The organism is Egicoccus sp. AB-alg2 (assembly GCF_041821065.1).
Taxonomy (GTDB): domain Bacteria; phylum Actinomycetota; class Nitriliruptoria; order Nitriliruptorales; family Nitriliruptoraceae; genus Egicoccus.
Map to the genome: position 1 here is coordinate 389,138 of NZ_JBGUAX010000002.1, position 23,234 is coordinate 412,371.

The window sequence follows — 23,234 nt, forward strand, 5'->3', positions numbered from 1 at the left end:
CCGCTAGCCTGCTGTGCCATGTGTGGGCGATTCCTGTCCCTGACCCAGCCCGAGCAGCTCGCTGAGCAGTTCGAGGTCGACGAGGTGCGCACCGAGCCGCTGCCGAAGCGGTGGAACGTCGCCCCGACCCAGGACGTGTACGCGATCATCGACAAGGACGGCACCCGCCGGCTGGGCACCTTGCGGTGGGGTTTCGTGCCCTACTGGACCAAGCAGCTCAAGGGAGCACGCCAGCCCATCAACGCCCGCATCGAGACGGTCTCGACCACCAAGATGTTCGGGGACGCCTTCCGACGCCACCGCTGCCTGCTGCCCGCGGACGGCTTCTACGAGTGGCAGAGCCGTCCCGACCAGGACCGCAAGCAGCCCTACCACCTGGCCGACCCGGACAGTTGCCCCCTGGCCTTCGCCGGCATCTGGACGGTGTGGCGCGACCCGAAGGACCCGGACGCCGACCCGGTGTTCTCCACGGCGATCGTCACGACCGAGGCCAAGGGCCAGATGCGCGAACTGCACGACCGGATGCCGGTGATGCTGCCGCGCCGGCTGTGGGACGACTGGCTCGACGCCTCCGAGGAGGAGGCGCCCCACCTCGTGGATGCCGTCGCCGCCCTCGGTGCGCCGCGCCTGACCGCCACTCCGATCGTCGACCGGGTCAACAACGTCCGCAACGAAGGCCCGGAACTGCTCGAGCGCGCCGCCGAGGACTGACCGGGGTCATTCGCCGCGCGCCTCGGCGGCGAGCCGTTCGGCGTCCTTGGCCCGGGCCGCGATGCCCAGACCGTCCAGGCCCGCGCCCCCGACGTGCAGGCCCGGCACGGCCTCCAGAGCATGCCGGATGCGCTCCACCCGTGCCCGGTGCCCGATGTCGTACTGCGGCAGGGCGTCCCGCCACCGCTGCACGTGCCAGGCCCGGGCCCGTCCGCGGATGCCGGCGGCCTCCCGGACCTCCGCGTCCACCCGGGCGGCCAACTCGTCGTCGGCCAGGTCCAGCCCGGAGGCGTCGTCCACGCGCCCGACGCTGGCCCGCAGCAGGAACCGCTCGCGGTCGGCGTGGTGGGGCCACTTGCGCGAGGTCCAGGTCGCGGCCTTGATCAGCCGCCCTTCCGAGCGTGGGACGAGCAGTCCGCTGCCGCCAGGCACGTCGGCGGCGTCGGCATGGTCGTAGGCCAGCGCCACGACACCGACCGACGCGCTGGGAATCCCCGCCAACTCGCGGGCGGCGTCGTCACAGACCCCGACCAGCAGGCGGGCCGCCACCGCGGGCGGGACGGCCAGCACCACCCGGTCGAAGGTGACCTCACGGCCGGCGACGTCGAGGTGCCAGACGTCTTCCGCCCGCTGCAGGGCCTGCACGGGACGGTCGACGTGGACACGGTCGGCGAGGTCGTCGCGGAGGCGGCCGATGACCCGCGACATGCCACCGCGGACCGTCAGGAACACCGGCCGGGCGTCCGCCGCCGCCTTGACCCGGTGCTCGTGCAGGCCGCGCTGCAGCGACCGGTGCTCGCGGGCCGCGGCCCACACCGGCGGGACGGTCGCCTGGGTGCTCAGCCGGTCGGCCCGGCCGGCGTAGACGCCGCCCAGCAGCGGCTCGACCAGGGCGTCGACGACCGCCGGGCCGAACCGCTCCCCCACCAGGTCGGCGACGCTGCGGTCACCGACGACGCGGCGGCGCGGCAGCAGCGGCTCCATCGCCGCCCGGGCCAGCGCCGCAGGCGACAGGACCCCGGAGCGGGCCAGGGCGCGCAGGTCGGTGGGCACCCCGAAGACGGTGCCCGCCGGCAGCGGCCGCAGCCGGCCGCGCGCCCAGACGTGCACCTGCCCGCTGGCCGGGGCCACGAGGTCGTCGTCACCGAACCCGAGCGCGCGGACGAGCCGCTCCCCCTCCGGGTGCCGTGCCAGGAACGCATCGGCACCGACGTCCAGCGGGGCGTCACCGAGGTGGATGGTGTGCACCTCGCCGCCGAGGCGCCCGTCCGCCTCGAACACGGTGACGTCCATCTCGTCACGCAGGTGCCAGGCGGTCGCGAGCCCCGTGATCCCGCCACCGACGACGGCGACGCGCGTGCGACGACGGGCGGCCGCGGGGGTCGCCGGCGTCGCGCTCACGGCGCGTCCCCGCCGTCGTCGTCATCGTCCAGTCCGAAGGGGACGTCCGCCTCGTCGTCCAGTTCGTGACCCGCCACCGTCTGCACCACCGTGGTCAGCAGATCGAGTTGGGTGGCGCGGCCGAGGTCGACACAGGTCAACCGGATCCCGAGGCGGTCCGCGGTGGCGACCAACTGCGGATCGGCACCCGTGCCCGGTGCGACCGGGCACTCGACGACGTCGCGCCGGCCGTGGGCCTCGACGACGGTCGTGAGCGCATCGACGGCGGTCGGCGTGCGGGTCCGACCGCGCCAGGCGATGGAACGGGACGCGAGGTCGACGCGCGCCTCGATGGCGGCCGCGACCTCGCGCAGGAACATCAGGTCCTGGGCCTCGACGTCCTCACCCGGGTCCGGGGCGGTGACCAGCACGTGGGCGCCGTTCTTCGCGCCGGGGGCGACCGCCTGGGCCAGCGCGTCGGCGAGCTGCGGCAGTGCGTACCAGGACACCACCCCGGCGTAGGCAGGCAGCGTCGCCGAGCCGTCGGCGTGAAGGTCCGGCAGTACCGGCCACGGCACGGCCGCCATGCCGACCACCAGGTCCGCCTCCTCGCCGAGCCGGCCGGCGACCTCGAGGTGGTCGTCAGCGGTGGTGGCGACGACACGGGCGCCGGTGCGCTCGCCGAGCGCGCGAACCAGGCCGGCACCGCCGAGCAGGGCGATCGCGAACTCATCCATCGGCCGGCTCCGCGCCCCGGCCGCGCCGGTCGCCGACGCGGCCCTCACGGTGCACCAGCTCCACCACGTTGCGGAGGATGGCCGGATCCGTGGCCGGCAGTACGCCATGGCCGAGGTTGAACACGTGGTCGACGGCGCGGTCCGCGGCCGCGAGCACGTCCAGCACGCGCCGCTCGACACCCTCCCACGGTCCGAGGCAGACGGCCGGTTCGAGGTTGCCCTGCATGCCCACCCCGGTCGGGATGCGGCGGCGGGCGTCGGCGAGCGGGACGCGCCAGTCCACGCCGACGACGTCAGCGGCGCCCTCGGCCGCCATCGCACCGAGCAGTTCACCGGTGCCGACCCCGAAGTGGATGCGCGGTACCCCGAGTTCGCCGATCGCGTCCAGGATGCGGCGGCTGTGCGGCAGCACGTAGCGGGCGTAGTCCTCGGGATGCAGCGCACCGGCCCAGGAGTCGAACAGCTGGACCGCGCTGGCGCCGCGCTCGACCTGCGCCGTCAGCGACACGAGCGTGATGTCGGCCAACCGCTCCATCAGCACGTGCCAGGTGGCCTCGTCGGCGTACATCAGGGCTTTGGTGCGGCTGTACGACTTCGAGGGGCCGCCCTCGATCAGGTAGCTGGCGACCGTGAACGGTGCGCCGGCGAATCCGATCAGCGGGACGGGGAGCTCGCGGGCGAGGATCGAGACCGTCTCCAGCACGAAGGCCAGGTCGGTGTCGGGCTCCAGCGGCCGCAGCCGGTCCACGTCGGCCGGCGTGCGGAACGGCTGCTCGACGACCGGACCGACGCCGGGCTCGATCTCGACCCCGACCCCCAGCGCCTGGACGGGTGTGACGATGTCGGAGAACAGGATCGCGGCGTCCACCCCGTAGCGGCGCACGGGCTGCAGGGTCACCTCGGCGGCCAGCTCCGGCGTGTGCACGACCTCCTCGAAGGTGTGCTGGGCGCGGATGGCGCGGTACTCGGCCAGGGCGCGGCCGGCCTGGCGCATGAACCAGACCGGCACGTGGTCGTGCGGCAGCCCGCGGCAGGCGAGCACGAACGCGCTGTCGTCGTGTGGCCGGGCGGGCACGGCGGCATCGAGGTCGGTGACGGTCATGTCGGCCTTCGAAGGACGCGGGGATCGGGTCGCACCGTACCCGCGCGCCCACCCGCCCCTGCCGTCCGGTGCAGGGCATCACGGCCCGTGCCGTGGAGCAGGATCAGATCGGGTCGGAGACACCCAAGGGTGGCCCGCGGAACTCGAGGCCGTGGGCGAGCCCGAGTTCGGCCAGCGTTTCCGGAGCCGCCGGACCCGCGGGCGACCCGGCGGCGAAGTCCCGGAAGAACCGCTCCAGACCGGCCGGGGTGGTGACGATCAGCAATCGTCCTGGCTCGTCGCCGACGTTCTGGAAGCAGTGCGGGGTTCCTCGCGGCCCGTAGGCCATACCGCCGATCGACGCCTGGAGCATCACCTCGCCCACCTTGAAGCGGAACTCCCCGTCGAGGACGAACCAGAGTTCGTCGTCGTTGCGGTGCTCGTGCAGCGCTGGGCCCTGCTTGGGACCGATCACGAGCTCGATCACGGTCATCGAGCCGTTGGTCTGCGCCGCGTCGGCCTTGACCACGGCTCGGTCCCCCGTCGGCGTCTCCAGGACGCTGCCCTCGCCAGCCTGCACAGCGAAGGGTGGGTGGGGAGGCGACATGTCCTGCCTCCTGTCGATGTCAGGAACGACCCGACTCCAGATTGGCCTTCAGGCGTGCGAGGTCCTGCGTGGTGGAGCGACGCATGGCCGACTCCAACACTCCTGCGCCCAGACGCGCGAAGCCCGACGGCTCGCCGGTGTTGCGCAGCGTCATGCGGGTGCCAGCCTCGACGGGTTCCCACGTGTAGGTGGTCTCCATCGGGAACGGCCCCTGCGCGGTGCTCATCGCCAGACGCTCTGCTGGCACGAACGCCGTGACCCGGTAGGTGTAGCTGATCCGGCGGCCGAGAAACCGTGCGACGAAGTCCATTTCGGAGCCGACCACCAGCGGCGGCTCGGTACGCCACTGGATCGACTGGATGTTCACATACCACTCGGGCGCATGCCTGGGGTCGCTGGCGTAGGCCGCCACCTCCTCGACCGGGCGGTCGATCACGGTTTCCACCAGCACGTCGACGGGCATCTCGAAGCCTTTCCGCGGGCCCGGGGACCCGGACCTGGCGGGGCCACCTGCCGCGAGCCCGAGGGACCCGCGTGGGCCTCGTTCGCGCAACCACCTCCATCGTCAGCGGCTGGGGGCCAGCGGTCAACCCCAGGCGGCGACGAGGCTGGCAGCGTCGAGCGTCGACGGGTCCGCGGGGGTAGTCCCTAGCCTCGCAGCTGTCGGCGTACTCGTTCAGCACGGAGATCGACCATGCGTGGCGAGGGTCCTTTCGTCCGCGAGGCCGAAGTCGGCGATGCGGCTGCCATCGCCGCACTGCAGGTTCGCTCGTGGCAGGCGGCCTATCGCGGCATCGTGCCGGATGCCGTTCTCGACCACCTGACCGAGGACGCCTGGCGCCAGCGGTGGATCGATCAACTCACCGGAGCCGGACGTGACGGGGTCCATCGACTCGTCTCGAGCGACGCGGTGGACGGACCGGCACGCGCGGTCGCAGCTTGCGGGCCCGCGCTGGTGCCGTCGGTCGCGCTGACCGCCCAGCTCTACGTGCTGTACGCCGACCCACCGAGTTGGGGACGCGGGCACGGCGGCGCCCTGCTGCGCCGCGTCCACGAACTCCTCGCTGCCGACGGACACGCCGGTGCCCTGCTGTGGGTGGCCGCAGCCAACGACCGCTCGATCGGGTTCTACGAGCATCATGGATGGGCGAGGGACGGGGAGACCCAGCGTGAGGAGGTGGCGGGCGCGACGTTCGACGAGGCACGAATGGTGCGCGACCTCGCTGACTGGCGACCGCCGTCGTGATGTGCGGTGCCCCGGCGCACCCACCGCCTCGGGCGGGCCCGACGACGCCCGCCGAGAGCCTGCTCGCCAGAACCGACGCGCAGCAGGCCCCCTCGTCAGTACCGTGCCACCCGTCAACATCGGTGACGTTGATCGGCGGCGGCCCGTGGATCCCACCATCTCCAGCCCGGCGGACCGCCAGCCGCACCCGGCGGACCCGCTCCGGCCGCAGCCGGGAACCGCTGCAGACGCGCACGACGACGCGGCGCGACGCCGCGCGCTCGAGGAGGTCCGCGCGTTCAGCCGCCAGCTGCTCGCCGCAGCCGCCGCCGGCACGGACCTGACGACGGTCAACGACCGTCTGGATCCGGATCCTGCCCGGTTCTTCTGGATCGACGAGGGCGACGGCACGATTCCCGAGCTGCTCGCCGCCGCACGGCAGGTGTTGATGGAGGCCCCGCCGCTGCCCGGCCACGTGCGCCACCGCACCCGGCGCGTGCCCACGGGCGGCGCGGCGACACGCCCGTCGGTGGCGGTCGGCCCCGACGGTCGACGCGTGCTCGCCTGGATCAGCTGGCGACGCGGCGAGGGCGAGCACGTCGTGGCCACCGTCGCGGAGGCCGACGGCGCGCCCCTCGCCGCTCCCGCGCCCGTCTCTGGTCCGCCGACGGACGTGTTCCGCCCGCGCACCGTGGTCGATGCCGCCGGGCGCTGCTGGGTGGCATACGCGCGCGCGGACGGGGTCGCCGGGCCGGTGGCGGTGTACGCGCGCGTGTTCGACGACGGCGACTGGGGCGACGAGCAGCTCGTCAGCACGACCGCGCACCCGTCGTTCAACCAGGAGCTGATCGCCCACGCCGACGGCAGCGTCGAGGTCGTGTGGCAGGGCCGCGACCGCGACCGCTTCGGCATCCATACCCGGCGGTGGCGCGACGGCGCCTGGCAGGAGACGGTCCGGCTGGACGCCGACGTCGCCGGCAACGCCTGGGACCCGAGCCTCACCGTGGCGCCCGACGGCGACACCGTCTACGCCTGGTGCAGCTACCGGGGGGGTGCCTACGGGATCGTCACGCGGCGGGCCGGCGCCGCGGGCCCGGCCGTCGACCTCGGGCCGGCACGCCCGCTGACCGGCGGGACCGACTACGCGCTGCACCCGAGCCTCGCCACCGCCGGCGACGGGTCGGTGTGGTGCGCGTTCGATCTCGTCACCATCCACGGCCACGGCGGATCCGGGCCGACGGCGCTGCTGCCCACGGAGCGGCTCGCCTCGCCGCCGACGCTCGGGATGCGCGACGCCGGACGGTTCGTGCCGCCCGAGATGCGTCCGAACACTCGCGCGCGCGTCCACGCCGTGCGACTCACCGACGACGGCGTGGAGGAGGACCCCGTCCCGCTCGGCCGTGGGTTCGAGGTGAACCCGTCCGGAATGCCGCAGCTCGCCGCCACCGCCGGCGGTGGCGTGGTCGCCGTCTACCGGATCCTGCGGCGCCTGCCGCTGCTGCACTACTACTGGGAGGTCGCCGTCCAGCACCTCGGCCCGGACGGCCCCGGGCCGGTCGGGACGCTGTCGGACAGCGATGGTGGCATGGAGGAGCCCGCCGTCGCCTGGAGCCCCGATGGCGCCGTCGTGGTCGCGGCCACGGACCTGCGAACGACCCACGCGCTGTCCTGGGAGCACGGCTTCGGCGGTCGCCGCGACGCCGCGCTGTCGGTGCACGTCGGCGAGGTCGCCTGGCACGGCGTCCACGGGGACGGTGAGGTGGTGGTGGCCGACGTGCCGGGGGGGCCGCCACCTCGTCGCGGACGTACTCGACCCACCGTCACCGCCAGTGGACGCGAGGAGGCGCGCGCCTGGCTCGCGGGCCCTCAGGAGCGGTACCGCACCGAGGTCGAGGGGGTCACACGCAGCCTCTACTGGGGCGACCTGCACCGACACTCACTGATCAGCCGGTGCACCGCCGCCGACGACCCCGGCATCGACGACTTCTACCGCTACGCCTGGGACGTCTGCGACTACGACTTCTGGGCCGTGACCGACCACGCCGAGAACTCCTCGGACCACCAGTGGTGGCACATCCAGAAACTGGCCGATCTCTTCCACGTGCCCGACCGGTTCGTGCCGCTCTACGGCTTCGAGTGGACCAGCGACCACGGGCACCAGAACGTGATCTACGGCGACGTCGCGCGCGGCGCACCGATCCTGTCGTCGACCGACGAGGCGACCGACCGCCCCGACACGCTCTGGGCGGCGCTGCGGCAGTTCCCCCGGTACCCGGCCATCACCATCCCCCACCACCCGGGGGCGGCGATGGTCCACTACGACTGGAGCTACGGCGACGAGTCCTTCTTGCGGCTGGTCGAGGTCTTCCAGTCGTGCCGCGGCAACTACGAGCACGACGGATGCTTCCGCCAGTACATGGACGCGACGCTGCCCGGCACGTTCACGGTCGACGGCCTGCGTGCCGGGCACCGGTTCGGACTGGTCGCTTCCTCCGACCACGGGTACGGGGCCAGCTACGTCGGCGTCTACGCAACCAGCTTGCGGCGCGGTGACGTCTTCGCGGCGCTCCACGACCGCCGCACCATCGCGGCGACCGCGCGTGGCATCGTCGTCGACGCGCGGATCGGTGACACGTTCCTCGGCGGCGAACGACGCCAGAACGGTCCCGTGGAGCTGCAGGCGTACGTGCGCGGTTACCGCGACCTCGCCCGTATCGACATCGTGCGCGACGGTGAGCTCGCCCACGCCATCACGCCGCGGCTCGACCTTCCGCGCGGCTGGGTCGCCGCGCCGCTCCGGGTGGAGTGGGGTGGCGCCCGGACCGATCGGGACTGGAGCGGAACCCTGACCATCGACGGGGGCGAGGTGCTGCAGACGCCGTACTGGGCCCGCGACATCCGTGAGGTGTCGCGCGACCGGGTGCGATGGCAGGCGGCGACACACGCGTTCGGGGGCGGCGGCTGGTACGCGCCGACCCGGGGTGGGGTCGACCTGACCGTGGTCGGCCCGCCGCACGCCCATGTCGTCGTGGACACGGCCTCCGGCGTGGTGAGGGCCACGCTGCGGCAGGTGCGCAACGGCGTCGTGCACGCCGCCGGCGTCGAGGCGCCTCCCGACGGCACGCTGCGCCTGCAGCCGGGCACGGGCGGGCTGACGAGCCTGGGCGACCGCGAGCACACGCTCAGCTGGGTCGACCCCGCCGGCGGCCCGGCGTTCTACTACGTGCGGGTGTTCCTCGTGGACGGCGAGATGGCCTGGTCCTCGCCGATCTGGGTCGATCCCGGCTGAGCCACGCGCGATGAATTCGTCCGCCCCGACCCGTCAGAGACATGGAGGTGCCTGGCCGCGAGGCCTCAGCTGCGCGAGGTAGGAGGAACCAGTGAGCCTTCCGAGGATCGCCACGCGGGATGAGTGGTTGGTGGCGCGCAGAGAGCTGCTCGCCGCGGAGAAGGACCTGACACGGCGGCGCGACGCGATCAACACGCGGCGTCGGGAGCTGCCGATGGTCGAGATCGAGAAGAACTACGTCTTCGAGGGCCCGAACGGCCCGGTGGGCCTCGTCGACCTCTTCGAGGGACGTCGGCAACTGATCATCTACCACTTCATGTTCCATCCCGAGTGGGACGAGGGGTGCCCGAGCTGCACCGCGGGCACCGACGAGGTGTCCAGGGGGTTCCTCGAGCACCTCCGCATCCGCGACACGACCTATGCGCTGGTGTCGCGGGCGCCGTTGGTCAAACTCGAGCAGTGGAAGAAGACGAAGGGCTGGGATCTGCCCTGGTACTCGTCGTTCGGGTCCGACTTCAACTATGACTTCGGCGTCACGATCGACGAATCCCGCGGCTACGACGAGTACAACTTCCGGACGCTCGACGAGTACGCAGCGATGGGCCAGGAGAGCATGAAGACGGCCGAGCAGCCCTATGACATGCCGGGCCGGAGTTGCTTCCTGCAGGTGGATGGGCGCGTGTTCCACACCTACTCCCACTACGCACGAGCCCTCGAGGCCACGGGCGGCTCGTACTACTTCCTCGACCTCACGGCGCTGGGTCGACAGGAGGAATGGGAGGAGCCGAAGGGTCGCACCGAGTCGGCTCGGGCGGCCAGCCCGGACTTCGCGTCATGACACGGCTCGCAGGGGACGTTTTCTGGAGTGCGTCATGGAGCGCGGAGCGGTTGTCGGGAGGAGTCGGCCGGTAAGCCGGATTCTGTCCCGTCGGCGCGTCGCCGCGCCGACGGTGGCGACCATCTCTCTGGGGCGTCGGTCTCCCGGCGCCTCGGTGCGGCCCACCTGGGACGTGGCGGACGGGCCATCCTGTCCCTGCTTGGCCTTGCTCCGGGTGGGGCTTGCCGAGCCACGGCGGTCACCCGCCGTGCTGGTGAGCTCTTACCTCACCGTTTCACCCTCACCGCGACCGGCAGCCGCGGCGGTCTGTTTTCTGTGGCGCTTTCCGCGTGTCACCACGCCTGGGCGTTACCCAGCACCCTGCCCTGAGGAGTCCGGACTTTCCTCACCGCACGGATGCGGCGCGGCCGCCTGGCCGACTCCTCCCGAACGTCCCAGGGTAGCGCGCCGGCGGGCGCGTCAGGGGGCAGCCGTGGTCGCCTCGGGCGGTTGGATCAGGGCGAGTTCAGCGGTGTCGACGACCTCTCCGGCCGCGTCGTACGCCTCGAGCGTGAGCACGGCCTCCGTGTCGGCTAGCTCGACGAGGAACCACTGCCAGCCCTGTGCCTCGAAGAGCGTCGCGTCGTGCTCCGCGCCCAGGTCCGTGGTGACGAGGACGCTGGCGGCATCGGCGCGGACGGGCCCGGCGACCAGCGCGACGTCTCGGCCCGCCAGCGGTATCTCGAGGTGGCTGGCCTCCGCGAGCACGGGCGGGTCGGCGTACTCCGAGACCGCCGAGGCGGTGGTGCGGTCCGGTTCCCGCCGTTGCCAACGCAGCTCCGGTCCGGGCGCGACCCCGAGCCACCACCCGCTGCCCTCGGCCACCACCTCGACGTCGTCACGCATGGTGCGGTGGCCGCCGCAACCGGCCGTGCCGGCGACCAGGCACGTGAGCAGCAACAGCGCGATGGCTGACGGTCGGCCGCCACGCCGCAGACGCGCGCGGTCGCTCACGTCGGCTCCGGAGCGACCGCCAGGTACACGAAGTGCAACCGGGCGTCGGCGACCTGGGTGCCGTCCGGGTCGGTGACCCGCACCTCGACGTCCAGGCGTGGTCGCTCGCCGGCGTCGGCCGCCGCCAGCGCGGGAGCCAGCACCTGCTCGCCGACTTCGGCGGTCGCGGTCAGCTCGCCACGGGCGGGCGCCGTGTAGCGGACCTGCAGCCCGCCGACGACCGGGACGTAGCCGCGCTCGAGCAGCGGGACCAGGCGGCTGGAGGCGGCCAGCGCGCCAGCCAGCTCGACCGGCGCCAGCTCGGCGATCGCGTGCACACCACCGACGTGGTTGCCCAACCGCTCGTCGGCCGGCAGCCGCGTGCGGGCGAGCCCGGGTGCCAGTTCGACCACCTCGACGCCGAGGTGCCGGTTGAACGGCAGCTGGGTGCCCAGTTGCCGCAGTCCGTCCAGCAGCGTCTCCGTCGATCCGTCCGGCACCCGCGCCCCTCCCCTGGTCCGGCCCGGGACGCTAGCCGGACGGCGTCGGGCACCGTGCCACCGGCCGGTCGCAAGCGGCGGCGTCTGGTTGGATGCGCGCCATGGCTGCCACCCACGACCACACCCCACCGACGCCCGGACGCGCGATCGCGTGGGTCGACGGGCGCGTCCTGCCCGCGTCCGACGCCACGGTCCCGCTGACCGACGAGGGCTTCCTGCGCGGCGACGCCGTGTTCGAGGCGGTGCTCGTGCGCGGCGGGCGGACCCATGCCCTCGAACCCCATCTCGCCCGCCTGGAGCGCTCCGCCCGTGCGATCGACCTGCCGCTGCCGCCGGTCCGGCGGGCGGTCGCCGACCTCCTCGCAGCCTGGGGCGAGCGTGACGGCGCCCTGCGCATCATCGTGACCCGCGGCGGCGCGGTCCGCGGCATCCTCGGCGGCGTGTCGTGGCCGCCGACGATCTCGCTGGCCCTGGTCGCGGCGCCGTGGCGCACCGCCATCTCCGGGGTGAAGACCCTCTCGTACGCCGCGAACCAGTGGGCGTTGCGCCAGGCCAGGGCCCGCGACGCGGACGACGCCCTGATCGTCGACGGAGGCCTGCTGCACGAACTGCCCACCGGCGCGTTGTTGCTGGTGACCGACGGGCAGGTGACGACACCCGATCCGGGCAAGCTCCCCATCCTCGACTCGGTGACGGTGCAGGCGCTCGGCCAGATCGTCGAGGTGGAGCAGGCGACCCCGGACGTGGACACGCTGCGTGCCGCCGACGAGGTGTTCGTCGTCTCCGCGACCCGTCCGGTCCTGCCCGTCCACGCCGTGCTGTTCGAGGGCGAGGAGGAGGTCGAGTACCCGGCGCCCGGGCCGGTCACCGCCCGGCTGCAGGAGGCGTTCGCGGCGCACGTGCTGGCCAACCTCGACGACGGCTGATCGCCCACCCGGCACCCTTGGCCCACCGCCGCGTGGGCGATGGGCCCGCGTCGCCGCCTCACAGGCGGGTACGTCCGGCCGACCCCGCGGCGCCAGGAGCGCGGGCGGCCCTCGTTAGGCTCGCCGCCCGAGGAGGACCGCCGTGCCGACCGATACATCGTCACCCGCCGCATCCCTTCGCCGACCGCTCGTCGTCGTCGCCAACCGGCTCCCGGTCAAGCAGACCGAACGGGGTTGGGAGGCCGCGGCGGGCGGCCTGGTCACGGCGCTTCGTCCGGTCATCGAAGAGACCGGCGGGGCCTGGGTCGGCTGGGACGACGCCGGCGAGTCCGTCCCGCGTCGGGTCGACGGGCTGCCGGCCGACCTGCACGCCGTCACGCTGACGCCCGAGGAGGTCGCGGGCCACTACCACGGCTTCTCCAACCGCACGCTGTGGCCGCTCTTCCACGACCTCGTGGTCCAGCCGGTGATCGACCGCAGCTGGTGGCACACCTACGAGGACGTCAACCGCCGCTTCGCGGACACGGTCGCCAAGGTCGTCGGCGACCACGACGAGCCGCCGGTGCTGTGGGTGCAGGACTACCACCTGCTGCCGCTACCGGAGATGCTGCGCCGCGTCAGTCCCGCCAGCCCGATCGGCTTCTTCCTCCACATCCCGTTTCCCCCGCCGGAGCTGGTCGCGCGCCTGCCGTGGCGCGACCAGTTGCTGCACGGCATGCTGGCCGCCGACTCGATCGGGTTCCACACGACCCGCTACCGCGACAACTTCGTGCGCACCGTCCAGCAGCTGTTCAGCGGCGTGACGTCGTTGGGCGACACGCTGGCCCTGCCCGACGGCCGGCACGTGCGCGCGGTCGCCCACCCGATCTCCATCGACGCCGACGAGTTCGCGCAGCTGGCCACGGACCCGGAGACCGAGCGCGACCTCGCCGAGTTGCGCGAGCAGTTCGCCGGTCGGCGGGTGTTCCTGGGCGTCGACCGGCTCGACTACACCAAGGGCATCCGCCACCGGCTGCAGTCGATCGAGTTGATGCTCGAGGAGAACCCGGACCTGCGTCGCGAGGTCGCCTTCGTCCAGATCGCGGTCCCCAGCCGGGACGACGTGCAGGAGTACCAGGAGCTGCGCACCGAGGTGGAGACCGAGGTCGGGCGGATCAACGGCCGGTTCACCGAGCCGGGCCACGACGTCCCCGTGCACTACCTCTACCGCGGCGTGCCGCGCCACCACCTCGCCGCCTACTACCGCCTCGCCGACGTCATGTGCATCACCCCGCTCAAGGACGGGATGAACCTCGTCGCCAAGGAATTCGTGACGGTCCAAGCCGCCGCCGGCGAGGCGGGCGTCCTGCTGCTGAGCGAGTTCACCGGGGCGGCCCAGGAGTTCGAGCCCGACGCCGTGCGCTGCAACCCGTTCGACATCGAGGGGACGAGCCACCTGATGCGCTCGGCGCTGACGCTCGAGCACGACGACCGGCGCGAACGCATCGGGCGCATGGCGGAGTCCGTCCGCTCCTGCGACGTCTTCCGCTGGGTCGCCGACGAACTGGCCGACATCGAACGGGGACACGCCGGACCATGAACCTCGATCTCGACGACCCGGACACGCTGGCCGCGGACCTCGGCGCCGCCGAGGACTGGCTGGTCGTGCTCGACTTCGACGGTGTGCTGTCCCCCATCGTCGAGCACCCCGAGGACGCCGCCACCGCTCCCGGCGTGGTGCCGGCCATCGAGCAGCTCGCCGGCCGCACCCAGGTCGCGGTCGTGTCGGGGCGACCGATCGCCGAGCTCGAGGCACGCCTGGGCCTGCTGCCGGTGACCTACGCCGGCGGCCACGGCGCCGAGGTGCGCACCGCCGACGGCCGGCAGACCGCCTTCGTCTCGCCCGACGCGGTCGCCGGCACCCTCGACGACGTCGAGGCAGCGCTCGAAGAGCTGCTGTCGACCGACGCCGGCTGGCAGGTGGAACGCAAGGCCGCCTCGCTCGCCGTCCACCACCGCCGGGTCGACGACCGCGACCGCGACGCCCTCCTGCCGCGCGTCCACGAGTTGCTCGAGGCACGTCGCGACGACGACCCCGGCTTCGAGGTGCTGGCGGGCAAGGCCGTCGTCGAACTGCGCCCCGCCGGGGTGGACAAGGGCCGCGCACTGGCCTGGATCGCCGAGCGGGCCGACGGGCGCCGGCCGGTGGTGCTCGGCGACGACGTCACCGACGAGGACGCGTTCCGCGCGGCCGTGGAGCGCGACGGGCTGGGTGTCCTCGTCGCCGACGCCCCGCGCGCTACCGTGGCACGCCGCCGCCTGCGCGACCCGGATGCGGTCGTGGACTTCCTTCGCGCGTTCGGGACCGGGCGGGGTTCCGGCGCGCCCGACTAGAGCCGGGACCGACGAGGACGACGGTGGGACGACCGACGCTGCCGGGACGGACCCGAACGCTGCTGGCCGAGGCGGCCAGCGCGCTCGCTCCTCGCCCCGTGCGCCTGGCCGTGCTCATCGGGTCGTTGGCCGTCACCCTCGGCCTGCACCTGGCGCTGCGCGACGACACGGTGGCGTGGCTGCTGGTCCCGTTCGTGCTGCTGGCCGGCCTGGCCGGCGGAACCCGCACCGCACTGGTCTACGCCGCCATCGCCGCCGTCGGACACGCCGCCCTGGACATCGCGTTCGACTTCACCGGCGGCGACGTCGTCGGCCTGCTGGTGCGCACCGCCGTGCTGCCGTGGCTGGCACTGGTCGGAGCCGCCGGGGCGGAGTTGACCCGCGCCCGCGACGTGGCGGTTGCCCGGTCGGTCAGCGAGGATCCCGTCACGGGACTCCTCAACGTCCGGGTGTTCTACGACGAGTTGGCGCGGCTGCGCCGGGCCGGCATGCCGTTCACGATCCTGCTGGCCGACATCCGCGGCATGCGCAAGCTCAACGAGCGCTATGGCCACCCGACCGGTACGGAGGCGGTCCGCGTCCTCGCCCACGTCATGCGTCGCGCCGCCGGCGAGGAGTTCACCGCCTGCCGCCTCGGCAGCGACGAGGTGGCCATGGCCCTCGCCGGCGAGGACCGCCAGCGCACCCGCGAGATCGTCAAGCGGGTGATCGAGCGACTGCACGACGAGCAGGTCGTGCTGCCCGACGGTGAGTGGTTCGAGGTCCACGCCGCCTACGGCCTGGCCCGCTTCCCGGAGGACGGCGCGGACGAGGTCGCGGTGCTCCGCGCCGCCGACCGAGCCAAGGAGCGCGCCAAATCGGCCGGCCTCGACCGGGTGGCCAACGCCGACGGCAGCGTCGTCTGACCGCTCAGGTCTCGTCGGCCTCGTCGTCGACGAGGTCTTCCGGCGTGGGCGCCTCGTCCGGTACCGGCATCTCGTCGGCGGCCACCCCGTCGGCGGCCGCCTCCTGGGTGGATGCCTCGCCGGTCGGCGCCACGCGCTCGGCTGGCGCGGCCGGGTCCGCCCCACCGCCGAGGTCGTTCGCCGAGAGTTCGCCCGTGGGACTGGGACCGCCGGTACGCAGTGCCATCGCGACCGTCGCGACGAGCTTCGACGCCTCGGCACGGGAGCCGGCGCGCCAGAGGCGGGTCTCGTCGTCGGTGCGGGCCTCCACCAGCCACGTCGTGCCCGGCAGCAGTGCAGCCAGCGGACGTTGCGGGTCGGGACGCCGGGCGACCTCCCAGACTCGTCCGTCGGGACCGTGCGACTTCATGCGCTCACCACCAGCAGTCGACGGCACTGCGGACACGTGGTCAGCGGCGGACCGTCGAAGAGCTCGCCCACGTCCGCGTACGACATCTCGATCCGGCAGGCGGTGCAGGCGTTGCCTTCCAGCTTGCCGATGCCGGTCCCGCCGCCGCGCTGGGCGGCCTGCTCGTAGCGCTGCAGCAGCTCCGGCGCGACCTCGCCTGCCTGCCGGTCACGGACGACGCGCAGCTCGGCCAGTTCGGCCAGCCAATCGCGCGCGGACTCGTCCAGGGCGACCTCCAGCTCGGCGACCTGCTGGCGGGTCGCGTCCGCGGCGGCCAGCAATTCGGCGGAGCGCTGCTCGAGCTCGTCGAGACGCTCCATCACCTCGAGCATGGATTCCTCGTGCTCCTCGATGCGGCGCACCGTCGCGTCGACCTCGGCCTCCACCGACTTCAGCTCGCGGGCATTGGTGACCGAACCGTCGTAGAGCCGGACCCGTTCGGCGTCGCGGCGTTCGATCAGCACGTCGGTCTCGCGCTCGAGCTGGCGCTGCTCGGCGGTCACCCGCTCCAGCTCGACCCGGAGGTCCTCGTGCTGGCGACCGAGCTCGGCCAGCCGCTCGGTGGCCTCCGCGAGCTGGCGCTGCTCGGGCAGGTCGTCGAGGGTGTGCTGCACCTTCCGGATGCGATGATCGGTGGCCTGCAGCTCGAGCAGGCGCTCGAGGTCCTCGGGACTGGGGTCGGCCACCGTCACCTCCACGGGGTCGTCGGCGTGTCCGACGCTATCACCGGGGCGGTCAGGCCCCGGCCGTCCGCCGCCTCGGTCAGGCGGGCGATCCAGTGCGGCAGCGCGGCCGCCTCGGTCGCGTGATGGCCGGCATCGACCAGGCAGAGGCCCTGTTCGAGCGCATCCAGGGTCACGTGATGTCGAAGGTCGCCGGTCACGTAGACGTCCGCGCCTGCGCGCAGGGCGTCCCCGATGTGGCCGTCGCCGGCCCCGCCGACGACCGCGACCCTCTCCACCGTGCGGTCGGGATCGCCGGCGAAACGCAGGTGCGGGGCCGGCAGCCCGTGGCGCACGGTCTCGGCCAGGTCGGCCAGCGTCCGCGGTTCCGGCAGCCGCCCGATGCGACCGAGGCCGACCTCGGCGCCCGCCACCAGCGGGTACAGGTCGTAGGCGACCTCCTCGTACGGATGTGCCTCGTCGAGCGCGGTGACGACCGCACCGGCCCGGCCGCGTGGCAGCACCACCTCGAGGCGCCACTCCTGCTCCGCGGCGTCCTGGCCGACGCCCTCGCCGCTGTAGGGGTCGCTGCCGGGCAGCGGCCGGAAGGTGCCGGTGCCGTCGACCCGGAAGCTGCATCGCTCGTAGTCGCCGATCCGTCCCGCGCCGGCGGCCGCGACGGCGTCCAGGACGGTGTCGAGCGCCTCCGGCGGCACGAACGTCACCAGCTTGAGGTCACCGGACTCGCGCAGCTCCGTCGTCAGGGGCCGCACGTCACGCAGACCGAGCACCCCCACCACCGGGTCGGACGTGCCGGCACCGTCCCGGGCGACGTCGAGGTTGGTGTGCGCCGCGACCACCGCGACGCCGGCCCGGGCGGCGGCGAGTGCCGTGCGGCCGCTGGCCGTCGACGGGGTCAGGGCGGCCAGCGGCCGGAACAGCAGCGGGTGGTGGGCAAGGACGAGCGTGTCGGGGACAGCGGCCGCCTCCTCGACCACGGCGCCGGTGACGTCGAGGCAGACCAGGACCCGCGCAACCGGCCAGGCGGGGTCACCGACCTGCAGGCCGACGTGGTCCCAGCTGGCCGCCTCGGCCGGTGGGTAGCGGTCGTGGACGAGTTGCAGCCAGTCGCCGACCCGGTCGCTCATCGCTTCGTCGCCTCACGTCGCGGACGTCGTGGGCGGCGCAGCCTACGGGTTACCCTGCCGCCCTTCCGGGCGGTTAGCTCAGCTGGCCAGAGCGCCTCGTTTACACCGAGGAGGTCGGGGGTTCGAGCCCCTCACCGCCCACAGGCCCAGAGGCCCCTTTCCACCGAGGAGGTCGGGGGTTCGAGCCCCTCACCGCCCACCGGCCCAGAGGCCCCCTTTCCGCCGAGGAGGTCGGGGGTTCGAGCCCCTCACCGCCCACCGACGCGGCGCCGGTCCGGCGGCGACGAGGATTCGTGCCGGCGGCGTGCGCGCGTCACGAGCCGGGTCACGACGACCGCCGCGATCCCGGCGAGCAGCGCCAGCAGCAGCACCTCGTCGAAGGACAGGCCGTCGATGTTCGGCTGCAGTTCGTCCTGCGTCGCCCAGCCGAACCAGACCTCGCTGATCAGGATCCCGGCGACGAAGTAGGTCACGGCCGCGATCGCCCACAACCACCGCGTGATCGACCGGCCCGCGACGAACTGGGCGATGAGCCCGAAACCGAGCGACATCCCGACGAGCAGGCCCACGCCCTGCGGCCCAAGGTCCCACTGCATGGTGGTCACCTCCCCCGCGTGGCGCCACGCCCATCCTGCGCGCACCGCCCCGCGGGGAACAGGGCGACATGGCCCTGTCCCCGTCGGGTCGCCCCTTTCCTGGGCGGCGCGCTCAGAGGTCGGCGATCGCCTCGGTGGTGATGCGTACGGCGCGGCGGCCGGCCGCCTGCAACGCGGCGAGGTCGCCGGCTGCCTGGGCCCGTTTCAGGCGCCCGAACGTGTAGTCCCGACCGGGGATGTCGACGTCCTGGGCGTCGTCGCCGACCACGACCAGGAACCGGCCGGTGTCGGGCCCGCCTTTGTGCAGTTGGCCGGTCGAGTGCAGGTAGCGCGGGCCGATGCCGACGGTGACCGGGACCCCGAGCCGGGCGCGCAGCCGGCTGGCGGCCGCGTGCAGCGCCCGCTCGTCGTCGCCGCCCGGCGTCACGAACCCGAGCAGCGCGACGTAGTTCCCTGCCGAAACGTCCGCCAGTACCTCCTCGGCATCACCGGCCGGCGGAACGTCCTCGCCGGAGGACAGGACCCGGTCGGTCGCCGTCTTGGCCGACTGCACGTCGGGTTGGTCGAACGGGTTGATGCCCAGCAGCGCACCGGCCACCGCCGTGGCGACCTCCCAGCGCACCACCTCGCCGGCGAGCTGCTCGGGGCCCTTCCACGGCAGCTGGACGACGGGGTGCCCGGCCCGGGCGATCTCCTCGGCGGCGGGGTGTTCGCCAAGCACGACCACCAGCCGGTCATCACCCCACCGGTCGACGTCGGCGAGGTCGGCGTCCAACACCGGCAGGATGCCCACGCCCTCCTTGCCGGTGGATTCGGCGACCAGCTGCTCGATCCACAGGCCGAAGGTGGCGATCTCCTCCGGCAGGACCAGCACCAGCTTGTCGCGGCCCGAGCGGTGGGCCGCCGCCATGGTGGCGCCCAGCACGGCGGGTGCGTTCACGTCCGGATCGCTGCTGCGGGCGGCGGTCAGCTGCTCACGCGCCGGGGCGAGGTGAGCCTCGAGGTCGAGCCCGAGCAGCGCGGCCGGCAGGAGCCCGAACGGGGTCAGGGCGCTGAAGCGGCCGCCGACGTCCGGCTGGCCGTGCACGACGGTGCGGTAGCCCCGATCCTGTGCCTCGTGTTCCAGCGCGCTGCCCGGATCGGTGATGGGCACGATGTGACTGCCGGCGGCGGACTCGCCCACGACCTCGAGCAGCCGCTGGCGGAAGCGCGCCAGGTGGCAGGCCATCTCGACCGTGCCCCCCGACTTCGAGGCGGGGACCAGGAGCGTCGCCTGCCAGGGCAGGTCCTGCTCGACCGCGGCCACCGCGGCCGGGTCGACGGAGTCCAGCACCCGCAACCGCGGGAACCCGGCCGACGGCCCGAACGTGGTGGCGAGCACCTCCGGGTACAGCGACGAGCCGCCCATCCCGACCAGCAGCACGTCGGTGATCCCGTCGGCGACCACGTCGGCGACCAGCCGGGTCAGCTCACCCAGGATCTCGTCGGCGCGCTCGGGGGCGTCCAGCCACCCCAGCCGATCGCTGATCTCCGTGGGATCGTCGCGCCAGACGGTGTGGTCGCGCTCCCACATGCGGGGCACGAGCTCCATGGCCTGCGTGGTCGCGGAGGAGACGGCGTCGGTGAGCGGTCCGAGGGTCATCCGGCACTCCGGGAGACGGGACGGCGGGCGGAGCCCGGCAGCCTAGGCGCCCCGACCACCGGCGCCTCCCGGTCGATAGCCTCGGGCGCACGTGTCCCCGCTCCCGCCACCACGACGAGGTGCCCCGTGTCCGACCAGCCCACGCCCGAGCAGCCCCGCCAGCAGCCGCAGGTCCAGGTGGTCGTCCCCGACGACACCAAGCACGGCGAATACGCCAACTTCCTGGTCGTGTCGCACTCGCCGCACGAGTTCACGCTCGACTTCTGCCAGCTGCTGCCCGCCGGCGAGGCCGGTCGCGTCAACGCCGAGGTGGTCAGCCGCGTGCGCATCGCGCCGACCATGGTCGGCCGGGTCCTGAACGCGCTCAACACGAACCTGTCGAACTACGAGGAGCGGTTCGGCCAGGTCAAGGCGCTGGGCTGAGATGACCACCTCCCCCACGGCGCTGCCGGCCGGCATCCGCCCGGGCGGCCGTTACGCCGACTGGCACCAGCCGGCCCCCGCATACGTCGTCTGCGACGTCGACGGGACCCTCATCGGCCCGCAGGTGGACGCGACCGACGAGGTCGTCGAGGCGGTCGTGCGTGCCCAGGACGCCGGCCTGCGCATCGGGTTCGCGACCGGTCGGGCGCGTCTGGGCGTGCAGGCCCTGTGGGACCAGCTGCGCACCGGCGGCCCACACCTGCTGCACAACGGTGCCGAGGTACGCGCCGACGGCCGTACGGTGGCGGCCTGGTCGCTCACCGTGGACCAGGTGGCCCGGCTGCTGACCTTCGCGCGCGAGCGTGACGACGCCTACCTCGAGGTCTACACCGACGACGGCTACTGGGTCTCGGCCTGGGACGAGCGCGCGCGGACCCACTGGGAGATCCTCGGCCACGAGCCGCTGGGCGTGCTCGAGGACCCGGCGAACCTGGCCGGTCAGCCGATCCCGAAGATCACCATGACCGTGTTCGAGACCGCCGCGGTGCCGGCGATCATCGACGGCATCACCTCGGCGGGCCTCACGCCGGGTCAGGCCGACTCCCCCCGGGCACCGGAGCTGCACTTCGTCAACGCCACGCATCCCGACACCGACAAGGGCCGGGCGCTGGCGCGTGCGGCCGAACACCTCGGGATCGACCTGTCGCGCACCGTCGCCATCGGCGACGCCGCCAACGACCTGTCGATGCTGCAGGTGGCCGGCACCGCGATCGCGATGGGACAGGCCCCGGCGGAGATCCAGGAGGTCGCCCACCTCGTCGTCCCGGACGTGGACGCGCACGGGGTCGCGGTCGCCCTCGACGCCGTGCGGGTCTGGCGCGAGCAGGGATGACGGCGGGTCCGCCGGACGAGCGGCGACGGCCGCTCGTCGCGCGCTTCTCGCCGGACGCAGCCGGCTTCGACGCCGCGATCCGGGCCCACGAGACGGCGATGGCGCGCGGCGAGCCCGGCTATCTCGACCCGGCCACGGGCGCGTTCGTGTTCACGGCGGCGGCCCTGTGGGCACGCGGGCGCTGCTGCGGTTCCGGGTGCCGGCACTGCCCCTACGAGGCCGGAGAACGGGTCGACTGCTGCCAGACGCACTGCCCGGGCTGCCCGTTCACCGACCACTTCGTCGAGGGCTGAGCACGAACCTCAGCGCTTGCCGGGCACCGAGTAGTTCGGGGCCTCGTGGACCACGTCGAGGTCGTGGACGTGCGACTCGCGGGCGCCGGCGGCGGACTGGCGGACGAACCGGGCCTTGGCAACCAGCGACGGCAGGTCCGGCGCGCCGACCAGCCCCATCCCGGCCCGCAGACCACCCTCGAGCTGGCCCGTGACCTCGGCCAGCGCGCCGCGGTAGGGCAGCAGGCCGGACACGCCCTCGGGTACCAGCTTGGAGGGCTGGTTGGCGGCCTCGCGGGCGCTGCCGGCGAGCTTGTCGCCCTGGAAGTAGCGGTCCGCCGACCCCGCGCGCATCGCGTCGATCGAGCCCATGCCGCGGTACTCCTTGTAGCGGCGACCGCCGACCAGCACCTGCTCACCGGGCGACTCGTCGGTGCCGGCCAGCAGGTTGCCGACCATGACCGCGGACGCGCCGGCGGCCAGCGCCTTGACGACGTCGCCGGAGTAGCGCACGCCACCGTCGGCGACCGTGGCGACGCCGAGCTCCACGCCCACCTCGGCACAGTCCATCACGGCACTGAACTGCGGCATGCCGACGCCGGTCACCACACGGGTGGTGCAGATCGAGCCGGGCCCGACCCCCACCTTGACCACGTCCGCGCCGTGGTCGACGCACGCCCGCACGCCGTCGCCGGTGGCGACGTTGCCGACCATCAGCACCACGTCGGGCAGGCGCGCCTTGAGCTTGGCGGCGAACTCCAGGATGCCGGCGGAGTGGCCGTGCGAGGAGTCGATCGCCAGCAGGTCCACGCCGGCGGCGGCGAGGGCCTCGGCGCGCTGCTCGCCCTCCGGGCCGACGCCGACGGCGGCCGCGCACAGCAGCCGCCCGCGCGCGTCCTTGGCCGCGTTCGGGTAGGTGATCACCTTCTCGATGTCCTTGAAGGTGAACATGCCGGTCAGCAGCCCGGGGACGTCGCCCTGGCTGTCGACGATGGGCAGCTTCTCCACCCGGTGGCGCTGCATGAGGTCGCGCGCCTGCTCGAGGGTGGTGCCCGGCTCGGCGGTGACCAGCCCCTGCGAGGTCATGTACTCCGACACGGGGCGGCCCGGCTCTGCCCCCAGCCGCAGGTCGCGGTTGGTGACGATGCCCACCAGGCGCCCGGCGTCGTCGACGACCGGGAAGCCGGACACCTTGTAGCGCGCCATCAGCTCGAAGGCGGTGTCGACCGTGTCGACCGGTGTCAGGGTCACCGGATCGAGGATGAACCCCGACTCCGAGCGCTTGACCGACTCCACCATCGCGGCCTGCGCCTCGATGGTCGTGTTCTTGTGCACGACACCGAGGCCGCCCTGGCGGGCCAAGCCGACGGCCATCTCGGCCTCGGTGACCTTGTCCATCGCCGCGGACAGCAGCGGCAACTGCAGGCGGATCCGGTCGTGCAGGCCGGTCGAGATGTCCACGTCGCGGGGCAGCACCGCCGATGCTTGCGGCACCAGCAGCACGTCGTCGTAGCTGAGGGCCTCGGGGATGTCGGACACGGGCACGCCGGACTCCTCCTGTCCCCACACGGCGGGGAGCATCGCAGTGGGTGGCGACACCGTACCCC

At 73.3% G+C, this 23,234-nt stretch carries 24 protein-coding genes, 1 tRNA gene and 1 other RNA gene; 12 read left to right on the top strand and 14 right to left on the bottom strand.

The features are described 5' to 3' along the window. Window positions 1–18: 18 nt before the first annotated feature. A complete protein-coding gene (locus ACERM0_RS04460; RefSeq protein WP_373677311.1) occupies window positions 19–711 on the top strand; it encodes an SOS response-associated peptidase in 693 nt (230 codons plus the stop codon). 6 nt (window positions 712–717) lie between these two features. Here the strand turns inward: ACERM0_RS04460 and hemG are convergent, their stop codons facing one another. The 5 genes from hemG to ACERM0_RS04485 form a co-directional block, all read right to left on the bottom strand. Further along, window positions 718–2,112, bottom strand: coding sequence for a protoporphyrinogen oxidase (gene hemG / locus ACERM0_RS04465; RefSeq protein WP_373677312.1), 1,395 nt, complete (start codon window positions 2,110–2,112; stop codon window positions 718–720). Further along, window positions 2,109–2,828: a hypothetical protein gene (locus ACERM0_RS04470; protein WP_373677313.1), complete on the bottom strand. Its 720-nt coding sequence runs from the start codon at window positions 2,826–2,828 to the stop codon at window positions 2,109–2,111. Before ACERM0_RS04470 ends, hemG begins: the two co-directional genes overlap by 4 nt. Then, window positions 2,821–3,930: a uroporphyrinogen decarboxylase gene (gene hemE, locus ACERM0_RS04475; protein ID WP_373677314.1), complete on the bottom strand. Its 1,110-nt coding sequence runs from the start codon at window positions 3,928–3,930 to the stop codon at window positions 2,821–2,823. Before hemE ends, ACERM0_RS04470 begins: the two co-directional genes overlap by 8 nt. 103 nt (window positions 3,931–4,033) lie before the next feature. Next, the gene (locus ACERM0_RS04480) at window positions 4,034–4,516 is read right to left on the bottom strand and encodes a cupin domain-containing protein (protein WP_373677315.1); all 483 of its coding nucleotides are present in this window, start codon (window positions 4,514–4,516) and stop codon (window positions 4,034–4,036) included. Window positions 4,517–4,535: 19 nt separating this feature from the next. Continuing rightward, window positions 4,536–4,979 (bottom strand): SRPBCC family protein, encoded by a 444-nt coding sequence (locus ACERM0_RS04485; protein WP_373677316.1) that lies wholly within the window; start codon window positions 4,977–4,979, stop codon window positions 4,536–4,538. A gap of 231 nt (window positions 4,980–5,210) precedes the next feature. Here ACERM0_RS04485 and ACERM0_RS04490 point away from each other — a divergent pair, with 231 nt between their 5' ends. From ACERM0_RS04490 to ACERM0_RS04500, 3 genes are all read left to right on the top strand, one after another. Next, the gene (locus ACERM0_RS04490; RefSeq protein ID WP_373677317.1) at window positions 5,211–5,762 is read left to right on the top strand and encodes an N-acetyltransferase family protein; all 552 of its coding nucleotides are present in this window, start codon (window positions 5,211–5,213) and stop codon (window positions 5,760–5,762) included. 103 nt (window positions 5,763–5,865) lie between these two features. Beyond that, window positions 5,866–9,030 carry a DUF3604 domain-containing protein gene (locus ACERM0_RS04495; RefSeq protein WP_373677318.1) on the top strand — a complete coding sequence of 1,055 codons (3,165 nt, stop codon included), beginning with the start codon at window positions 5,866–5,868 and terminating at the stop codon, window positions 9,028–9,030. A 91-nt stretch (window positions 9,031–9,121) separates the two neighbouring features. Then, window positions 9,122–9,868: a DUF899 domain-containing protein gene (locus ACERM0_RS04500; protein WP_373677319.1), complete on the top strand. Its 747-nt coding sequence runs from the start codon at window positions 9,122–9,124 to the stop codon at window positions 9,866–9,868. A 55-nt stretch (window positions 9,869–9,923) separates the two neighbouring features. Here the strand turns inward: ACERM0_RS04500 and rnpB are convergent. From rnpB to ACERM0_RS04515, 3 genes are all read right to left on the bottom strand, one after another. Next, an RNA gene (gene rnpB / locus ACERM0_RS04505) (RNase P RNA component class A) lies at window positions 9,924–10,291 on the bottom strand. Window positions 10,292–10,327: 36 nt separating this feature from the next. Further along, on the bottom strand, window positions 10,328–10,861 hold the full coding sequence (locus ACERM0_RS04510; RefSeq protein WP_373677320.1) for a hypothetical protein: 534 nt from the start codon (window positions 10,859–10,861) through the stop codon (window positions 10,328–10,330). Then, window positions 10,858–11,340, bottom strand: coding sequence for a DUF4442 domain-containing protein (locus tag ACERM0_RS04515; RefSeq protein WP_373677321.1), 483 nt, complete (start codon window positions 11,338–11,340; stop codon window positions 10,858–10,860). Before ACERM0_RS04515 ends, ACERM0_RS04510 begins: the two co-directional genes overlap by 4 nt. A 101-nt stretch (window positions 11,341–11,441) precedes the next feature. Between ACERM0_RS04515 and ACERM0_RS04520 the strand changes: the two genes are divergently transcribed. The 4 genes from ACERM0_RS04520 to ACERM0_RS04535 all read left to right on the top strand — a co-directional run bounded on the left by ACERM0_RS04520 (window position 11,442) and on the right by ACERM0_RS04535 (window position 15,544). Further along, window positions 11,442–12,266, top strand: a complete 825-nt coding sequence (locus ACERM0_RS04520) for an aminotransferase class IV (RefSeq protein WP_373677322.1) — start codon at window positions 11,442–11,444, stop codon at window positions 12,264–12,266. Window positions 12,267–12,408: 142 nt separating this feature from the next. Continuing rightward, on the top strand, window positions 12,409–13,845 hold the full coding sequence (locus ACERM0_RS04525) for a trehalose-6-phosphate synthase (protein WP_373677323.1): 1,437 nt from the start codon (window positions 12,409–12,411) through the stop codon (window positions 13,843–13,845). Then, on the top strand, window positions 13,842–14,639 hold the full coding sequence (gene otsB, locus ACERM0_RS04530; RefSeq protein WP_373677324.1) for a trehalose-phosphatase: 798 nt from the start codon (window positions 13,842–13,844) through the stop codon (window positions 14,637–14,639). Before ACERM0_RS04525 ends, otsB begins: the two co-directional genes overlap by 4 nt. A gap of 23 nt (window positions 14,640–14,662) precedes the next feature. Next, a complete protein-coding gene (locus tag ACERM0_RS04535; RefSeq protein WP_373677325.1) occupies window positions 14,663–15,544 on the top strand; it encodes a GGDEF domain-containing protein in 882 nt (293 codons plus the stop codon). Window positions 15,545–15,548: 4 nt separating this feature from the next. Here ACERM0_RS04535 and ACERM0_RS04540 read toward each other — a convergent pair whose 3' ends face one another. The 3 genes from ACERM0_RS04540 to ACERM0_RS04550 are packed head-to-tail and all read right to left on the bottom strand — an operon-like array spanning window position 15,549 to window position 17,802. After that, window positions 15,549–15,953, bottom strand: a complete 405-nt coding sequence (locus tag ACERM0_RS04540; RefSeq protein WP_373677326.1) for a hypothetical protein — start codon at window positions 15,951–15,953, stop codon at window positions 15,549–15,551. Continuing rightward, window positions 15,950–16,678, bottom strand: a complete 729-nt coding sequence (locus ACERM0_RS04545) for a zinc ribbon domain-containing protein (RefSeq protein WP_373677327.1) — start codon at window positions 16,676–16,678, stop codon at window positions 15,950–15,952. Before ACERM0_RS04545 ends, ACERM0_RS04540 begins: the two co-directional genes overlap by 4 nt. A gap of 2 nt (window positions 16,679–16,680) precedes the next feature. After that, window positions 16,681–17,802, bottom strand: coding sequence for a Nif3-like dinuclear metal center hexameric protein (locus tag ACERM0_RS04550; RefSeq protein ID WP_373677328.1), 1,122 nt, complete (start codon window positions 17,800–17,802; stop codon window positions 16,681–16,683). 67 nt (window positions 17,803–17,869) lie between these two features. On the opposite strand from ACERM0_RS04550, the gene ACERM0_RS04555 reads away from it, so the two are divergent. Then, window positions 17,870–17,943 (top strand) — tRNA-Val (locus ACERM0_RS04555). A gap of 107 nt (window positions 17,944–18,050) precedes the next feature. Here ACERM0_RS04555 and ACERM0_RS04560 read toward each other — a convergent pair. Then, window positions 18,051–18,398 carry a hypothetical protein gene (locus tag ACERM0_RS04560; RefSeq protein ID WP_373677329.1) on the bottom strand — a complete coding sequence of 116 codons (348 nt, stop codon included), beginning with the start codon at window positions 18,396–18,398 and terminating at the stop codon, window positions 18,051–18,053. 112 nt (window positions 18,399–18,510) lie between these two features. Then, window positions 18,511–20,040, bottom strand: a complete 1,530-nt coding sequence (locus ACERM0_RS04565; RefSeq protein ID WP_373677330.1) for a glucose-6-phosphate isomerase — start codon at window positions 20,038–20,040, stop codon at window positions 18,511–18,513. Between the two features lie 126 nt (window positions 20,041–20,166). On the opposite strand from ACERM0_RS04565, the gene ACERM0_RS04570 reads away from it, so the two are divergent. The 3 genes from ACERM0_RS04570 to ACERM0_RS04580 are packed head-to-tail and all read left to right on the top strand — an operon-like array spanning window position 20,167 to window position 21,648. Beyond that, on the top strand, window positions 20,167–20,463 hold the full coding sequence (locus ACERM0_RS04570) for a DUF3467 domain-containing protein (RefSeq protein ID WP_373677331.1): 297 nt from the start codon (window positions 20,167–20,169) through the stop codon (window positions 20,461–20,463). Between the two features lies 1 nt (window position 20,464). Continuing rightward, the gene (locus ACERM0_RS04575; RefSeq protein ID WP_373677332.1) at window positions 20,465–21,355 is read left to right on the top strand and encodes an HAD hydrolase family protein; all 891 of its coding nucleotides are present in this window, start codon (window positions 20,465–20,467) and stop codon (window positions 21,353–21,355) included. Continuing rightward, window positions 21,352–21,648 carry a DUF5522 domain-containing protein gene (locus tag ACERM0_RS04580; RefSeq protein ID WP_373677333.1) on the top strand — a complete coding sequence of 99 codons (297 nt, stop codon included), beginning with the start codon at window positions 21,352–21,354 and terminating at the stop codon, window positions 21,646–21,648. The genes ACERM0_RS04575 and ACERM0_RS04580 overlap by 4 nt, the downstream gene beginning before the upstream one ends. Window positions 21,649–21,657: 9 nt before the next feature. On the opposite strand, the gene guaB is transcribed toward ACERM0_RS04580, so the two are convergent. Further along, complete coding sequence (gene guaB / locus ACERM0_RS04585; protein ID WP_373677489.1) at window positions 21,658–23,208, bottom strand: IMP dehydrogenase; 1,551 nt, start codon at window positions 23,206–23,208, stop codon at window positions 21,658–21,660. Window positions 23,209–23,234: the final 26 nt, after the last annotated feature.

Excerpts from the sequence above, each read along its gene's own strand:
- ACERM0_RS04550 (WP_373677328.1), bottom strand. The coding sequence starts at position 17,802 with ATGAGCGACCGGGTCGGCGACTGGCTGCAACTCGTCCACGACCGCTAC.
- ACERM0_RS04460 (WP_373677311.1), top strand. The coding sequence starts at position 19 with ATGTGTGGGCGATTCCTGTCCCTGACCCAGCCCGAGCAGCTCGCTGAG.
- ACERM0_RS04490 (WP_373677317.1), top strand. The coding sequence starts at position 5,211 with ATGCGTGGCGAGGGTCCTTTCGTCCGCGAGGCCGAAGTCGGCGATGCG.
- ACERM0_RS04480 (WP_373677315.1), bottom strand. The coding sequence starts at position 4,516 with ATGTCGCCTCCCCACCCACCCTTCGCTGTGCAGGCTGGCGAGGGCAGC.
- hemE (WP_373677314.1), bottom strand. The coding sequence starts at position 3,930 with ATGACCGTCACCGACCTCGATGCCGCCGTGCCCGCCCGGCCACACGAC.
- ACERM0_RS04470 (WP_373677313.1), bottom strand. The coding sequence starts at position 2,828 with ATGGATGAGTTCGCGATCGCCCTGCTCGGCGGTGCCGGCCTGGTTCGC.
- ACERM0_RS04560 (WP_373677329.1), bottom strand. The coding sequence starts at position 18,398 with ATGCAGTGGGACCTTGGGCCGCAGGGCGTGGGCCTGCTCGTCGGGATG.
- ACERM0_RS04575 (WP_373677332.1), top strand. The coding sequence starts at position 20,465 with ATGACCACCTCCCCCACGGCGCTGCCGGCCGGCATCCGCCCGGGCGGC.
- ACERM0_RS04580 (WP_373677333.1), top strand. The coding sequence starts at position 21,352 with ATGACGGCGGGTCCGCCGGACGAGCGGCGACGGCCGCTCGTCGCGCGC.
- ACERM0_RS04565 (WP_373677330.1), bottom strand. The coding sequence starts at position 20,040 with ATGACCCTCGGACCGCTCACCGACGCCGTCTCCTCCGCGACCACGCAG.
- ACERM0_RS04540 (WP_373677326.1), bottom strand. The coding sequence starts at position 15,953 with ATGAAGTCGCACGGTCCCGACGGACGAGTCTGGGAGGTCGCCCGGCGT.
- otsB (WP_373677324.1), top strand. The coding sequence starts at position 13,842 with ATGAACCTCGATCTCGACGACCCGGACACGCTGGCCGCGGACCTCGGC.
- guaB (WP_373677489.1), bottom strand. The coding sequence starts at position 23,208 with ATGCTCCCCGCCGTGTGGGGACAGGAGGAGTCCGGCGTGCCCGTGTCC.
- ACERM0_RS04485 (WP_373677316.1), bottom strand. The coding sequence starts at position 4,979 with ATGCCCGTCGACGTGCTGGTGGAAACCGTGATCGACCGCCCGGTCGAG.
- ACERM0_RS04520 (WP_373677322.1), top strand. The coding sequence starts at position 11,442 with ATGGCTGCCACCCACGACCACACCCCACCGACGCCCGGACGCGCGATC.